At 63.7% G+C, this 14,809-nt stretch carries 11 protein-coding genes; 7 read left to right on the top strand and 4 right to left on the bottom strand.

Going from position 1 to position 14,809, the window contains the following annotated elements; genetic code table 11:
* Positions 1-2: 2 nt before the first annotated feature.
* Together ligD and KXR72_RS00815 are read right to left on the bottom strand one after the other, a co-directional pair.
* Positions 3-2,549: a DNA ligase D gene (ligD, locus tag KXR72_RS00820; protein WP_437419242.1), complete on the bottom strand. Its 2,547-nt coding sequence runs from the start codon at positions 2,547-2,549 to the stop codon at positions 3-5.
* A gap of 17 nt (positions 2,550-2,566) precedes the next feature.
* Positions 2,567-2,884 (bottom strand): hypothetical protein, encoded by a 318-nt coding sequence (locus KXR72_RS00815; RefSeq protein WP_437419241.1) that lies wholly within the window; start codon positions 2,882-2,884, stop codon positions 2,567-2,569.
* Between the two features lie 230 nt (positions 2,885-3,114).
* Between KXR72_RS00815 and KXR72_RS00810 the strand changes: the two genes are divergently transcribed.
* The gene (locus tag KXR72_RS00810; RefSeq protein ID WP_437419240.1) at positions 3,115-3,393 is read left to right on the top strand and encodes a DUF1652 domain-containing protein; all 279 of its coding nucleotides are present in this window, start codon (positions 3,115-3,117) and stop codon (positions 3,391-3,393) included.
* A 12-nt stretch (positions 3,394-3,405) separates the two neighbouring features.
* Here KXR72_RS00810 and KXR72_RS00805 read toward each other — a convergent pair whose 3' ends face one another.
* Positions 3,406-3,936, bottom strand: a complete 531-nt coding sequence (locus tag KXR72_RS00805) for a ferritin-like domain-containing protein (protein WP_437419239.1) — start codon at positions 3,934-3,936, stop codon at positions 3,406-3,408.
* 263 nt (positions 3,937-4,199) lie between these two features.
* On the opposite strand from KXR72_RS00805, the gene KXR72_RS00800 reads away from it, so the two are divergent.
* Positions 4,200-5,312: a mechanosensitive ion channel family protein gene (locus KXR72_RS00800; RefSeq protein ID WP_437419238.1), complete on the top strand. Its 1,113-nt coding sequence runs from the start codon at positions 4,200-4,202 to the stop codon at positions 5,310-5,312.
* A 71-nt stretch (positions 5,313-5,383) separates the two neighbouring features.
* Here KXR72_RS00800 and KXR72_RS00795 read toward each other — a convergent pair whose 3' ends face one another.
* Positions 5,384-5,884 carry a CinA family protein gene (locus KXR72_RS00795; protein WP_437419237.1) on the bottom strand — a complete coding sequence of 167 codons (501 nt, stop codon included), beginning with the start codon at positions 5,882-5,884 and terminating at the stop codon, positions 5,384-5,386.
* Between the two features lie 299 nt (positions 5,885-6,183).
* Here KXR72_RS00795 and glgA point away from each other — a divergent pair, with 299 nt between their 5' ends.
* From glgA to KXR72_RS00770, 5 genes are read left to right on the top strand one after another with little or no spacing between them, the layout of a single operon-like run.
* Positions 6,184-7,734: a glycogen synthase GlgA gene (gene glgA / locus KXR72_RS00790; RefSeq protein ID WP_437419236.1), complete on the top strand. Its 1,551-nt coding sequence runs from the start codon at positions 6,184-6,186 to the stop codon at positions 7,732-7,734.
* A 12-nt stretch (positions 7,735-7,746) separates the two neighbouring features.
* A complete protein-coding gene (treZ, locus tag KXR72_RS00785) occupies positions 7,747-9,516 on the top strand; it encodes a malto-oligosyltrehalose trehalohydrolase (RefSeq protein WP_437419235.1) in 1,770 nt (589 codons plus the stop codon).
* Complete coding sequence (gene malQ, locus KXR72_RS00780; protein WP_437419234.1) at positions 9,513-11,588, top strand: 4-alpha-glucanotransferase; 2,076 nt, start codon at positions 9,513-9,515, stop codon at positions 11,586-11,588. The genes treZ and malQ overlap by 4 nt, the downstream gene beginning before the upstream one ends.
* Positions 11,585-14,398 carry a malto-oligosyltrehalose synthase gene (locus KXR72_RS00775; RefSeq protein ID WP_437419233.1) on the top strand — a complete coding sequence of 938 codons (2,814 nt, stop codon included), beginning with the start codon at positions 11,585-11,587 and terminating at the stop codon, positions 14,396-14,398. The genes malQ and KXR72_RS00775 overlap by 4 nt, the downstream gene beginning before the upstream one ends.
* Positions 14,395-14,766 carry a DUF2934 domain-containing protein gene (locus KXR72_RS00770; protein WP_437419232.1) on the top strand — a complete coding sequence of 124 codons (372 nt, stop codon included), beginning with the start codon at positions 14,395-14,397 and terminating at the stop codon, positions 14,764-14,766. Before KXR72_RS00775 ends, KXR72_RS00770 begins: the two co-directional genes overlap by 4 nt.
* Positions 14,767-14,809 lie beyond the last annotated feature (43 nt).

The following is a 14,809-nucleotide window of genomic DNA, read 5'->3' as shown; positions in this document are numbered from 1 at the left end:
TCCTAGTTTTTTTTCATCCCGAGTTGTTCGCGCATCTGCGCGGTGATGCGCTGGCGAGCATCGGGTAACGCGGCCCAGGGGTCGTCCTCGCCCAGCTCTTCCAGGCGCGGTATCAGGTTGCGGATTGTCCAGAGGTTGGCACCCTTTAAGTCAGCCAACTCGTCCCGATGTATCGGCACCGAAACGCCCAGCCCTTCCCTTGCTCGCACCGAGTACGGCGCAACCGTGCTGGCGCCTTGGCCGTTGCGCAGATAGTCGATGAAGATGCGCCCGACGCGGTTCTTCGGCCCGCTAACCGCTGAGAAATGCTGCGGCATGAGCTTGGCCATGTATTGCGCAATCGCCTGGCTGAACGCCTTCACCTCGCTCCAGCCGTGCACGGGCTCGAGCGGCACCACGACGTGCAACCCCTTGCCGCCGCTGGTCTTCAGAAACGACTGCAGGCCGATTTCATCGAGCAGTGTTTGAGTGAGTTGCGTCGCTTCGATCATGCGTTTCCAGGGCAGCGACGGGTCCGGGTCGAGGTCGAGGACGAAGCGATCCGGGTGGTCGAGGGCTGGTGCCACGGCGTTCCAGACGTGCAGTTCGATGGTCCCCATCTGCGCTGCGCCTACCAGTGCTTCGGCACTTTCGATGGTCATCAGCGCGGCATGCTCCGGGTAGAGCGAAGGGTCCAGCTGATTGATGTACGGAATGCTGAGCTTCTCAGCATGCTTCTGGAAGAACAGCTCACCGGCGATCCCTTCTGGAGCGCGTACCAGGGCCAAGGGGCGCTGATGCAGCTGCGGCAGCGCCCAGGGTGCGACCTCGGCGTAATAGCGCACCAACTCCATCTTGGTCGCTCCGATCGAGGCGTCGATCACGCGCTCGGGGTTCGAGATTCTGAGCGCTCCCGTAGTCTTATTGGCCGTCTTGCCTGACGTGCTTTTGCGTGGGGCCTTGGCGGCCTTTTCATGGGTGATGGCCTTGGCGGGTTTGTCGCTGCGTAGCCCATGAAAGACCGAATGCCGGACCACGCCCTGGCGCGTCATCTCCGCGTAGGCCACTTCGCACATCAGCTCCGGCTTCAGCCAATGCGCGCCGCGCACGTCAGCGGCGGGCGGGGCCTTGTGCAGTGGATGCTTGTCGATCTCAAGCGGCTCGAGCTTCGCATGCAGGCTTTTCAACGTCGCCTGATTGAAGCCAGTGCCGACCTTGCCGGCGTAATGGAGTTTGCCCTGATCATCATGCAGGCCGAGCAGCAGCGCACCGAACCCACTGCGCGTGCCCTTGGGGTCGGTATAGCCGACGATGACGAACTCCTGTCGATTCTTGCATTTGATCTTGATCCAGCTGCTGCTGCGGCGGGACACGTAGCCGCTGCCGGCACGCTTGGCGATCAGTCCTTCCAGGCGCATCTGGCACGCACTTTCGAGCATGCTTTCCGGGTCTTCGCTGAAGTCGGCGGAAAAGCGCAGCAGGTCGCTTTCAGCCGATTCCAGTAGTGCGGCAAGTGCGGCCCGGCGTTCCTCGAGCGGTACGTCGCGCAGGTCGTGGCCGTTGAGGTAGGGAACATCGAACAGGTAGTAGACGATTTGCCCGCTGCGGCCAGCCTCGAACGCATTCTGCAAAGCCTGGAAATCGGGCGCGCCGTCATCGTCTAGCACGACCACTTCCCCATCGAGCCAGGCCGATTCAAGCCCAAGCCCCGCCAGCGCCTCGGCTTGCTGGGGCATCTTGCCCGTCCAGTCATGGCCGTTACGGGTGAACAGCTGCACCTTGCCCGAATCGATGCGAGCCATGATGCGGTAGCCGTCGAACTTGATTTCGTAGCGCCAGTCGCCGTCGGGCACTGTCTCGACGAGCGTCGCCAATTGCGGCTTGAGCTGCTCGGGCAATGCAGCCCGCTTGGCACCGGTGAGTGCCGTTTCAGTGCTCTCCTGACGGCGCCGTGGCGCAGGCTTCTTGACCGCTTTCGGCGCCTCGCGTTGGACGGCCTTGCCGCGCTTACGCGGGATCAACGTTCGGTCGCTGAGTACACTGTCGGGTAGTTCATGAACGATGTCGTATTCGGCTTCAGGGCGCGCGGCCTCGTCGTTGGACTTGATGAGGAACCACTGCTCCTTGCCCCCATCCATGCGGGTGCGGACCAGGTTCCAACTGCCGCTGAGCTTTTCACCGTCAAGGCTGAACTTGAGCTTGCCCTTGCGATAGCCCTCCTCCGGATCGCCTTCGGGCGTCCAGACGCCGCGATCCCAGACGATCACATCACCCGCGCCGTAATGCCCGGCCGGTATCGTGCCTTCGAAGGTTGCGTACTCCAGCGGGTGGTCTTCGACGTGCACCGCCAGGCGCCGGGACTTGGGGTCGAGTGACGGGCCCTTGGGCACCGCCCAGCTTTTCAAGGTGCCGTCGAGTTCGAGGCGAAAGTCATAGTGCAGACGCGTAGCGTCGTGCTTCTGAATGCAGTACTGCAGCGCCCCCCGCTTGCGGCGTTTCAGCTGCCCCTCACCGCCGGGCTCAGGTGTGGCGGCGAAGTCGCGCTTGCGGTTGTATTCGTCGAGAGCCATGCCAGCGCTCCGAATGCCTATTCCAGCTCGCCCGGGTCCGACGCATTGTCCGTCGGGCCGCCATGGCTGGAATGGCGCCCGGGCTGGACGGAAGGATCGTCCGCGGACTCATTGACGTCGGCGTCGCTGCCCTTGAGCGTCTTCACCGGCTTGCCGTCTTCGGTCACCGTGCGCCCCTGGCTGTCCTGGCGTGTTTCCACTTCCTGCTGCGGTGTGGGATTGCCCATCGGGCTGGGGCGCGCGCCCCGCTCCGATTCAGGCGTACCGGCCGGCCATTGAGCGAAAGCTGAACTGCACAAGCCTATGAGCGCGACGACTGCGATCGTTTTTTTCATTGGATTTTCTCCATGCCGGAATCGAATCGGCCTGTGCGTGACGGACAAATTTGGTTTGTAAAACTAAAGACTTGGCGGACAGGTGACCCTTCGGCATCAGGAGACATGCCGGCCACACCCACTCCGGGGGTATTTACAACGAGACAGAGCCTGCTAGCGTTCATCTTTGCCAGGTACGCAACGCGGCAATGGCAAGCGCAGCGGCACTCATAGCCAGGGGAGGAAAAGCCATGTCATCACGTCTACCTTTGTTGACAATCGAGAACATCCTTCGCGATGAGCTGCATCCCTTCCGTTGTGATTGCCAGGTCCAAGACGAAAGCCGGGTGACCGTCCGGCTCTATGACGAACACGATGACGTCGAACAACTGACCGTCTTCGGCATCACCGATGAGCAATGCCAGAACGCCGATGACCTCGTCCGGTTGGCGCAGGAGCTGCGCTTCGAGCTTCACGCAACGCGCAGCGCCATGACTGCCGCCGTGCCAGAGAAGGTGGCCGGCGGCTAGCCCCGTCTTTCCTCAGCGTTTGGCCTCGGTGTGCGGCGTCTCGGCGCGGGTCAGGTAGGCCTGCGTCAGCTGCGCCAGGTGGCTACGCATCCACTCCGCCATGGCGACCTCTTCGCCAAGAATCCGGGTGCAGATGTCCTTGGTCTCCGTATCACCCACCGCTTCGGCCGCAGCGATCAGGATTTCGTACGAGGCGATTTCCAGATTCTCGAACACGTAGCCCATCTGCGCGCCCTTGACGATTTCGTCGTTGACCATCATTCCGCCCATGGCCTGCCCCATCGCCATCATCTTGCCGCCCAAGTCCTTGAAGCCTGAATAGGACTTGTCGTAACGCTGCAGGCAGCTTTCGATCAGCTTGGACTGGTTCTGGGTTTCCTGAATATGCTGCTCGATACGGGCTTTGAGCTCTGGATAGTGCTCGATGCGGCTGGCCTGCTTGTTGAGCATCGTCTCGGCCTGGGCTTCCATTGCGTGGGCATCACGCAGCCATTCGATCAGGCGTTCGATACGGACGTCGTTTCCGGTTTGTGCGCTTTGCATGGTTCGTCTCCCAGTGGTTGAAGCAATCGGGCCACGCGGCCCCCTTGTAAGGTGGAAAACGCGCAGTGAGGGGAGTTCCAACGGGCCGACTGAGTGCATGCAGGGGGTTTGCGCCATGAACTTTGCAGGGTGGGTCCAGTCATCACCTAGGGCCTGGCGCAAGCGGTACGGCACCGCCCTGCCCTGCCAAGCGGCGCACTTGCGCACTAGACCTGACCTAGAAACTGGATGGGAGCTGTCCTATCGAACACTTCGCGTTTCTGATGGAGTGGGAGAACTACATCACCCGGCCCGGCCTGCGCGTGCTGGTCGCGGCGACCGTCATGGTCCTGCTGTTGAGCGTGTTCAGCCACGTACTGACCGCCATCATGCTGCGGCTGGGCCGTGGGTTCCTCTTCACCAAGGCCGTATCCGAACAACTTGAGAAACCCGTCCGGGTGCTCCTGCCGCTACTCGGCCTTCAGGGCGTGCTGGCGGCGGCCAGTGGTGACCTGGCCCTGGTGCCGGTTGCGCGGCGCTTGACGCTGCTGCTGATCATCGGCTGTTTCACCTGGTTGGCCATGCGCCTGCTGAGGGGTGTCGAGCAGGCCATACGGCTGAAAAACCCGGTGGATGTCACCGACAACCTGCGCGCGCGGCAAATCCAGACGCAATCGCGCGTGTTGTTGCGCACGCTCAGCTTCTTCATCCTGCTGATCGGCGTTGCAGGCATGCTGATGACCTTCCCCGGCGCGCGGCAATTCGGCGCCAGTCTGCTCGCCTCGGCCGGCCTTGCAGGTCTGGCGGTGGGTTTCGCGGCCCGCCCGGTACTGGGCAATCTCATCGCCGGTATGCAGATCGCGATTACCCAGCCCATCCGCCTGGATGATGTCGTCATCGTCGAGAACGAATGGGGACGGATCGAAGAAATCACCGGCACCTACGTCATCGTACGGATCTGGGACGATCGCCGCCTCGTGGTGCCGTTGCAGTACTTCATCGAAAAGCCGTTCCAGAACTGGACGCGTCGCAACTCCAGCATTATCGGCTCGGTGTTCTTCTGGGTGGATTATTCCCTGCCGCTGGAGCCCCTTCGTGAAGAGTTGCGGCGCCTGTGCCAGGACGTCCCCGAGCTCTGGGATGGCCGGGTGATCGTGCTGCAGGTGACCGACACCAGCGAAAAATCCATTCAGCTACGCGTGCTGGTAAGTTCGCCGGATTCCTCGCGCAATTGGGATCTGCGCTGCCACCTGCGCGAAAACCTGATCGGCTTCATCCAGCGCCAGTACCCGCAATGCCTGCCGCAACTGCGCGCGGACCTCAGCGTCGGGCAGAAGCCGACGGTGGATCGTTCGACGCCCGACCATGTCGAGCCGGAGCGTCAGCCGCCGGTGTGACTGCGCCGCAAGATGGCGCAGCGGCTTTGCGCTCTGCGGGGTTTCGGTGCGGTGGCTGGGCGCGGCGGCGATCAGTTCTCGTGGTTCAGCTTGCGCAGCAGAAGCTCGTATTTACTCGGCAACTGCTCTAGCCCGTACCTCGCCGCCTGCTTGCGGATCTCGACCCGGTCCCCTTCGAACTGCACGGTCTCGCTGATGCTGACCTGGCGTTCACCTTGCATCAGGGCAAAGGCATAGCACTGGGTGCCGCCCTCGTCTTCTTCGCTGTCGTCGGCGACACCCGTATTGGCGATGGCAACGTCAGCGACGCTCGCGTTCAGTGCGCCGATGGCCATTTCGGTGGCGACTTCCTCGCTGGTCAGGCCAAAGGTTTCGATGGTTTCGAAGCTGACGTGCAGCAGGCGGTTCTTCGCCTTGGGCGAATAGACGACGAACCCGCTGTCGAGCACCTGGCCGCAGCCTGGAATGTCGCCCAACAAGGAGGCCATCAGGCCACAGGTGCAGGATTCGGCAGTGGTCAATTTCATCTGCTTGTCACTCAGAAACCGCACGATTTCAGAAAGGTCTTGCATTCGTTTCGCTCCGGCTGGCGCCCTGAAAAAGTATCTGTCTGGTCAGGTTTGGGAACCGGCCGCAAATTGCAAAGTTCCCGCGCCGGCCCTTCCGGCGGAAAGTGAGAACTTATTCACAGACCCCCGGTCTGCTTTCAAGGTAGGGCCGACGAAGCTCTACGCCGCGGTTCCCGCGGCCTCCAATAACGTTTTCATGCCTTGCCGTGCTCATGGTTTTGCAGCGCTCAGATGAACGCTGTGTGGGAGAAATGTGCTCGTAACTGACCTGGCCAGGGGGCCGGTCATTGGGGAGAAGTGCTATGAGTATCGCTGCTGTCAACACCCGGCTCGCCCGCCCGAATGCACTTCAACACCCGGGAGCGCTCGCTGAACGTCCCGTCCTGCAGCTTCGCAGCACGCAGGACGACAAGAAAAAAATCCTCTTCGTCACCTCCGAGCTGACCGACCTGGTCAAGACCGGCGGGCTCGCCGATGTGTCCGCCGCGCTGCCACGCGCGTTGGGCGCGCGGCATGACGTGCGCGTATTGATCCCTGGTTACACGCAGGTAATGCAGTGCGGCGAGCCGATTCGCATCGTTGGCAGCGTCATGTCCCATGGCGACCTACCGAGCTGCAAAATCGGCCGACTGGACATGCCCGACGGCCTGATCATCTACGTGGTGATCTGCCCCGAGTTATACGAGCGTGACGGGCTGCCCTACGGGGACGAACACGGCAATGACTGGCCGGACAACCCGGTGCGTTTCGCCCGCCTGTGCATGGTCGCGGCTGACATCGCCGCCTGCACCGCCGGCATCCGCTGGACGCCCGACCTCGTGCATGCCCACGACTGGCCGACCGGCCTCACGCCCGCCTATATGCACTGGCGCGGCCTGAGCACACCGAGCGTGTTCACCATTCACAACCTCGCCTACCAGGGCAACATCGACATGAGCCAGCGCCGTGCACTGGGCATTCCGATGGAAGCCTGCGGCCCGGAGCGGATGGAGTTCTACGGCGCGCTGTCCCTGCTCAAGGCGGGTATCGCCTACGCCAACCGCGTGACGACCGTCAGCGCCACCTACGCCGAGGAAATCACCACGCCCGCCTTTGGTTGCGGCATGGAAGGCTTCCTCAGCCTGAAAGCGCGGCAGGGGCTGCTCAGTGGCCTGCTCAACGGCATCGACGAAACCTGGGAGCCCCAAAGCTGCCAGCACCTGATCAGCGCGTTCGGGCCGAATGACTGGGAGGGCAAGCGCGCCAATGCGGCCCACGTCCGCGAGCTGTTCGGGCTCGATCAGGGCGACGGCCCGCTGTTCTCGGTCGTGTCCCGCCTGGTGCACCAGAAAGGCATCGATCTGACCATCGCAGTCGCCGAAACCATCGTCGAGCGCGGCGGCCAACTGGCCATTCTCGGCCGTGGCGAACCCCATATCGAAGACGAAGTGCGGCGCCTGGCGGAACGGTTCCCGGGCCGTGTCGGTGCGCACATCGGCTTCAACGAAACCGACGCCCGGCGCCTGTTCGGCGGCAGCGACTTCCTGCTGATGCCGTCGCGCTACGAGCCCTGCGGCTTGAGCCAGATGTACGCGCAGCGCTTTGCCTCGCTGCCTATCGCCCACCGCACCGGCGGGCTGGCGGACAGCATCGACGATGGCGTAACGGGCTTCCTGTTCGGCGAGGCGACGGTCGAAAGCTACCGCCAAGCGGTCGAGCGCGCACTGGCGGTTCACCGGAATCCGCAACTGCTCAATGCGATGCGGTGCCGTGCGATGAGTGGGGGATTTTTCTGGAGCCACGCGATCGAACCCTATGACCGGTTGTATCAGCAATTGCTGGGCACTCGGCGAGAGGTCACTGCAACTATCTGACGAGGTCGATCAATGCAAAACAGGCCTGCCCGTACTGGGCGACACGGACCGGAGCTACTTGAGAATTCCCGTACCCGGTTCAGCCTTTGGGCCCCGGACGCGCAAAGCGTCAGCCTGGTACTCGAAGGTGGCGATACGCTACCGATGCAAGGCGATGAACACGGCTGGTACGGCATCGATACCGATGCGCCGGCCGGCACCGCATACCGCTTTCTCATTGACGATGAACTCAAGGTGCCCGATCCGGCGTCCCGCGCGCAGGCCGACGACGTGCACGGTCCTAGCCTCGTCGTCGACCCCAAGCGCTACCGCTGGCAGAGCGAAGGCTGGCAAGGCCGGCCGTGGCACGAAACCGTGCTTTACGAACTGCACGTCGGCGCCTACGGCGGGTATGCGGAAATCGAGCGCCGTCTTGGCGACTTGGTCGATCTCGGCGTCACCGCGATCGAGCTGATGCCGCTGGCCGAGTTTCCGGGCGACCGCAACTGGGGCTACGACGGCGTGCTGCTGTACGCGCCCGAGGCCAGCTATGGCAGCCCGGACGAACTCAAGCACCTCATCGATACGGCCCACGGGCTGGGCCTGATGGTGTTCATCGATGTGGTCTACAACCACTTCGGCCCGGACGGCAATTATCTGGGCCGCTATGCCAAGCATTTTTTCCGGCACGACCAGCAGACGCCCTGGGGCGATGCCATCGATTTTCGCCGCCGCGAAGTGCGGGATTTCTTCATCGACAACGCGTTGATGTGGCTGATGGAGTATCGGTTCGATGGCCTGCGGATGGACGCTGTGCATGCGATCCCCGACCGCAGTTTTCTGACGGAGCTGGCCGAGCGCGTGCGCGCCGAGACCGAGCCGGGCCGTTACGTCCACCTCGTGTTGGAAAACGAAGATAACCGCGCCAGCCTGCTCACCCAGGGATTTACCGCGCAGTGGAACGACGACGGCCACAATGTGCTGCACACATTGCTCACTGATGAGCGCCAGGGTTATTACGCTGACTATCACAGCGATGCGACCGACAAACTGGTGCGCTTCCTCGGCCAAGGCTTCGTCTATCAAGGCCACCAAAACCGGCGTGGCGAATCCCGAGGAGAACCCAGCGGGCATCTCTCGCCTACGGCGTTCGTGCTGTTTCTGCAAAACCATGATCAGACCGGCAACCGAGCCTTCGGCGATCGTTTGATTGGCCTCACCGATCCTGATTCCCTGAAAGCCGCCACTACGGTGCTGCTGCTCTCGCCAATGATTCCGCTGCTATTCATGGGCGAAGAATGGGGCGCACGCGAGCCCTTTCTGTTCTTCACCAGCCATCACGGCGAGCTGGCGGAGGCCGTGCGCGAAGGCCGCCGGGGTGAGTTCGCCGAGTTTGCTGAATTTGCTGACGAACACACCCGCGAGCGCATTCCCGACCCGAACGAGGTCGGCACGTTCGAGGCGTCCCGGCCTGACTACGCCAAGCGCGACACGGCCGAACATGCCGCGTGGCTCGCCCTCTACCGGCAGCTCCTGCAGCTCCGCCACGCGGAGGTCGTGCCACGCCTTGAAGGCTCGCGCTTCCTGCGCGCCGAAATACTTGGCGAGGCTGCTGCGCGTGCCCGCTGGCAGATGGGCGACGGCACAGTGCTGCGTCTAGAGCTCAATCTCGGCAAGAGCGACGTGCGAACGCTGGCTACCGGAGGCCGATTGCTGCACAGCAGCCGTGATGGAGGCGATGCGCACACGCTACCGGCGCACACCGCCCGGATGTACTTGCATGACGCTGGAGATGCCGTATGAGCGATGAACGACTGAACCGCCTCGCCGAGGCGGCGGGCCTGTCCATCGATTGGGTTGACGCCGACGGGCGCGACCAGCGCGTACCGCCCGATACCCTGCGGGCCGTGCTCAAGGGTCTTGGCCTGGCCGCCGACACGGATGCCGATGTCGAGCAGAGCCTGGAGAAGCTGGCGACCATCGATGGCAGCAGCGGTGTGCCACCCATGCTCACCGTCGATTACGCCGCCGCGCTCGACCTGCGCCGCTATTTCGAGCCCGGTGCCCGATTCCGCCTCGAACTCGAAGGCGGGCCGGTACAGGACGGCACGCTGGACAATCAGGCACGCCTGCCGGCCATCGAAACGCCGGGTTATCACCGCCTCGAAGTGAATGGCCAGCACCTGGCGATCGCTGTCGCGCCGCCGGCCTGCCCTCGTGTGGAAGAGGTCGCCGGCCCGAACGCCTGGGGGCTGGCGGTGCAGGTTTACGGCCTGCGCCGCCCTGGTGATGGCGGGCTGGGTGACACCCAGGCACTCGAAGCGGTCGCCCGTAACGCCGCTGCCCATGGTGCCGATGCATTGGGCATCAGCCCGTTGCACGCCATGTTTCCAGGTAACAGTGGCCAGTACAGCCCTTACTCCCCTTCCAGCCGGTTGTTCTTCAACGTGCTGCACAGTTCGCCGGAGACGATTCTCGGGGAAAAGGCGCTACGTATGGCGGTCGAGTCCTGCGGTTTGGCTGATGAACTCGAGCGGCTGGAGTCGTTGGAGCTGATCGATTGGGACGCCGTATCACGCACCCGGCAATGCCTGCTTCGGGCGCTGTTCGAGGACTTTTCCAAGGGCGGCAACGCACAACAGGCTGACTTCGACAGCTTCCGCGAAGCCGGTGGCGAAGCCTTGGAAAACCACTGCCGGTTTGAAGCCTTACATGCCGCACTGCTTGGTCCCGAGGGCTATCCGCAGCACTGGCGCAACTGGCCGGAGGAATATCGTTCGCCGGAAAGTCCCGCTATCGAACGTTTTGCCGCCGAGCATGCGCATGAGGTCAGCTATTACGCCTTCTGCCAGTGGCTCATTGCCCGTGGGTTGGAACGTGCCCAAACCGCCGCACGCAGCGCTGGGATGAAGATTGGCCTGATCAGCGATCTCGCCGTCGGTGCCGACGGTGGCGGCAGCCAGGCCTGGAGCCGCCAGGACGAGGTGCTGGCCTCCGTCAGCGTCGGTGCACCGCCAGACATCATCAACCGCCAGGGCCAGAGCTGGGGCATCTCGGCATTTTCGCCCTGGGGCCTCAAGGCGCACGGCTACCGCGCCTTCATCGAGATGGTCCGCGCCAACCTCGCCCATGCCGGCGGCATGCGGATCGACCATGTGATGGGCCTGATGCGGCTCTGGGTAACGCCGGCCGGTGCCGGCCCGAAGGACGGCGCCTACCTCAACTACCCCTTCGATGACTTGCTGCGGCTGCTATCGCTGGAAGCCTGGCGGCGCGGCGCCGTGATTCTCGGCGAGGATCTGGGCACCGTTCCCGCTGGCCTGCGCGAAAAGCTCGCTGCCCGAGGGCTGCTTGGCATGCGTGTTCTGTTCTTCGAGCGCGACCACAACGGCACGTTCAAGGAGCCGCAGGAGTGGCCCGACAGCGCGATAGCCACGTCGACGACCCACGACCTGCCGACCATCAATGGTTGGTGGCAGGCAAACGACATCGACTGGCGCATCCGCGTCGGTCAAAACCAGGAGCACGAGCGGCCGCAGCAGCAGGAGGAACGTCAGCGCGAGCGCAACGGCTTGTTGCACCTGCTCCGCAAGCACGCACCGGAAATCGACGGAGACCTGGATGACCCCGAGGTGCTAGCCGACGCCTGCGCGGCTTTCCTCGGTCGCACCCCAGCCCCACTGGTGCTGTTCCCCGTCGAAGACGCGCTCTGCCTGCTCGAGCAGCCGAACCTGCCCGGCATCGTCGACACCCACCCGAACTGGCGCCGCCGTTACCCCACCGACAGTGCATCGCTGCTCGACCAACCCGGCTGCCAGCGACGCCTGGCCGTTCTCGACAAGGCGCGCAAGCAGTCAACTGGAAATCATCGATGAGAGACCTCAGCGCCACACTGCGATTGCAGTTTCACCGTGACTTCACGCTTGACGACGCGACCGCGCTCGTCGACTACTTCGCCGACCTCGGCATCAGCCACGTTTATGCCTCACCACTGCTGACCGCCCGCCCCGGCTCGATGCACGGCTACGATGTGATCGACCCGACCCGCATCAATCCTGAACTGGGCGGCGAGCCGGCCCTGCGGCGCTTCGTCGAGGCGCTGCGCCGGCGGGACATGGGGCTGATCCTGGATATCGTTTCCAACCATATGGCCGTTGGCGGCTCGGGCAATGCCTGGTGGCTGGACGTCCTGGAATGGGGGCGTCGCAGCCCCTACGCGCAGTTCTTCGATATCCAGTGGAACTCGCCGGATCCATTGCTCGAAGGCCAACTGCTGGTCCCGTTTCTCGGCAGCGACTATGGCGAGGCGCTCCAGCAAGGCACCGTCGTGCTACGCCTGGACATCGACAACGGCGCCTTCTACGCCGAGCACTACGAGCACCGGTTTCCCATCACGCCGCCCAGCTACGGCGAGATCCTGCGGCAGACGGACCAGCCTGAGCTGCGCAGCCTGGCGCAACACTTCGACGCGCTCAAGACAGCTCCGGCACCCTACCAGACCGCCCGCGAATTGCGCGCGGACCTGTCCCGTCTGCTGGAGGACAGCAGCATCCGCCAGACGCTGGAAGCGGCCTTGGCTCATTACGATGGCACCACCGAGGATGGCTTCAAGCGCCTGCATGGGCTTCTCGAACGCCAGCACTACCGGCTCGCCAGCTGGCGCACCGCCGGTGACGACATCAACTGGCGGCGGTTTTTCGACATCAACGAACTGGGCGGCTTGCGCGTCGAGCGGCCGGTTGTATTCGAAGAGACCCACGCCAAGATTTTCGAGCTGATCAGCGAAGGGCTCGTCGACGGGTTGCGTATCGACCACGTAGACGGCCTGGCCAACCCTCGCGGTTATTGCCGTACGTTGCGCCGCCGCGTCGATCGGCTCAACGCGGCGCGCCCACATGAGGCCGCGCAGGACCATGTGCCCATCTATGTGGAGAAGATCCTCGCCGAGGGCGAGCGCCTGCATGACGATTGGGGCGTGGACGGCACCACCGGCTATGAATTCATGAACCAGGTGTCGCTGCTGCAGCACGATCCGGCCGGCAAAGCCGTGCTGTGCGAACTCTGGAGCGAAACCGCCGAACGCCCCGCCGACTTCATGGAGGAGGTGCGGGCAGCCCGGCAACTGGTGCTGACCGGGCCGCTGGCCGGCGATTTCGAGACCGTTGCGCAAGCCCTGCTGCAAGTCGCGCGTTATGACGTGATGACCCGCGACATTACGCTGGGCGCGATTCGCCGTGCATTGCTCGAATTGATCGTGCATTTTCCGGTGTACCGCACCTATATCGCGGCACGCGGCCGTCGCGAAGCTGACGAACCCTTCTTCCAGCAGGCACTGGCCGGTGCTCGAACCACCTTGGGCGAAGCGGACTGGCCGCTGCTCGATCACCTCGACCGCTGGCTTGGTGGGCAGAATCTGCGCACGCTACCGCCTGGCCCCGCGCGCCGCCTGCGCCGTTACGCCTGCACCCGTTTCCAGCAGCTCACCTCGCCCGCCGCCGCCAAAGCTGTCGAGGACACCGCCTGCTACCGTTCCGGCGCACTGCTGTCACGCAACGACGTGGGCTTTGACCCGCAAACGTTCAGCGCCTCGGTCGAGGCCTTCCATGATGAATGCCTGGCGCGCGCTGAACATTTTCCGCGCAACCTGCTGACCACCGCGACCCATGATCACAAGCGCGGCGAAGACACCCGTGCGCGTATGACCGTCATCAGCGAGCGCGCCGACTGGTACGCCGAGAAGGTTCGCCACTGGCGGCAGCTCGCCTACGGGCTGCGCCAGGCCCTGCCGGACGGCCCGGCACCCTCGCCCGCCGACGAGATGCTGCTGTACCAGATCCTGCTGGGCAGCTGGCCGCTCGACCTGAGCCCGGACGATGCACCTGGCCTCGAACGCTACTGCGAGCGCATCGTCAAGTGGCAGGAGAAGGCGCTTCGCGAAGCGAAACTGCGCACCACCTGGACCGACCCCAACGCTGACTACGAAGGCGCCTGCCAGGCTTATACCCGGGCACTGCTGCTCGATGACCAGGCCAGGACTCTGCGCAACGACATCGCTGCAGCGGCTGCCGAGTTGGCACCCGCCGGCGCGCTCAACAGCCTGGTCCAGACGCTGCTGCGCATGACCACGCCCGGCGTCCCGGACCTGTACCAGGGCGCGGATCGTTGGGACTTCAGCCTCGTCGACCCGGACAACCGCCGCCCTGTCGATTACGACACGCGCCGCCAGCAACTCAACCCTGAGGCCGATCCTGCCGAGCTGCTCGCGCACTGGAAGGACGGCCGCATCAAACAATGGCTGATCGCACGCACCTTGAAACTGCGCCGCACCCTGCCGCTTCTCTTCACCGAGGGCCGTTATCTGCCGCTGAAAGTCGAAGGCGAACAGGCCGAGCACCTGATTGCGTTCGCCCGTGAATGGCAAGGCCACTGGGCGGTCGTTGTCGCGACGCGGCTCTCCAGCGCCCTGCTCGGAGATGCAACGGCGCCTCAGGTGCCGGCCGAGCGCTGGACGGATACGCGGCTGATCTTGCCCGAGGCGCTGAGCGGTCATGCCCTCGAGCGACTTTTCGACGCAAACACAGTCAGACCCAAACAAGCAGTCCTGAATCTGGATGAGGTTCTGCAGCAGCTCCCCCTGGCGGTTTTACAGCTATCAATCAGTTCAACAGGAGAATCAGAACGATGACGAACGACGAGCAGCGCATCCGCGAATTCGCATATGACATCTGGGTGTCGGAGGGTCGGCCAGAAGGCCAGGATGCGCGTCACTGGGAAATGGCTCGCAAGCTGGTAGAGGCGGAAAAGGCGAAGCCCGGCGCTAAACCAGCCGCACGCGCCCGCAAGACCGCAACCAAGCCTACCGACGCGACGCCAGCGGCCAAGACCACCCGCGCGGCCAAGCCGAAGGAGCCAAAGGAAGCCAAGCCCGCCAAGGCGCCCGCTGCAGCCAAGAGCCCGGAGAAAGCCAAGGCCAAAGCCAGCACGGATGCCGCCGAAGGCACCCCGGAAGGCGTGAAGAAGGCGCGTACGCCGCGCACCAAGAAAGAAACCTGAACGACACGAGGTCCGGCACCCGTTCCGGCTTCCTGTGGGAGCC

It is taken from the genome of Stutzerimonas chloritidismutans, from assembly GCF_051486945.1.
GTDB lineage: Bacteria > Pseudomonadota > Gammaproteobacteria > Pseudomonadales > Pseudomonadaceae > Stutzerimonas > Stutzerimonas chloritidismutans_B.
This window is presented reverse-complemented; position numbering and strand designations above follow the sequence as displayed.

Coding starts and splice junctions, on each gene's coding strand:
- ligD (WP_437419242.1), bottom strand. CDS start 2,549: ATGGCTCTCGACGAATACAACCGCAAGCGCGACTTCGCCGCCACACCT.
- KXR72_RS00815 (WP_437419241.1), bottom strand. CDS start 2,884: ATGAAAAAAACGATCGCAGTCGTCGCGCTCATAGGCTTGTGCAGTTCA.
- KXR72_RS00810 (WP_437419240.1), top strand. CDS start 3,115: ATGTCATCACGTCTACCTTTGTTGACAATCGAGAACATCCTTCGCGAT.
- KXR72_RS00805 (WP_437419239.1), bottom strand. CDS start 3,936: ATGCAAAGCGCACAAACCGGAAACGACGTCCGTATCGAACGCCTGATC.
- KXR72_RS00800 (WP_437419238.1), top strand. CDS start 4,200: ATGGAGTGGGAGAACTACATCACCCGGCCCGGCCTGCGCGTGCTGGTC.
- KXR72_RS00795 (WP_437419237.1), bottom strand. CDS start 5,884: ATGCAAGACCTTTCTGAAATCGTGCGGTTTCTGAGTGACAAGCAGATG.
- glgA (WP_437419236.1), top strand. CDS start 6,184: ATGAGTATCGCTGCTGTCAACACCCGGCTCGCCCGCCCGAATGCACTT.
- treZ (WP_437419235.1), top strand. CDS start 7,747: ATGCAAAACAGGCCTGCCCGTACTGGGCGACACGGACCGGAGCTACTT.
- malQ (WP_437419234.1), top strand. CDS start 9,513: ATGAGCGATGAACGACTGAACCGCCTCGCCGAGGCGGCGGGCCTGTCC.
- KXR72_RS00775 (WP_437419233.1), top strand. CDS start 11,585: ATGAGAGACCTCAGCGCCACACTGCGATTGCAGTTTCACCGTGACTTC.
- KXR72_RS00770 (WP_437419232.1), top strand. CDS start 14,395: ATGACGAACGACGAGCAGCGCATCCGCGAATTCGCATATGACATCTGG.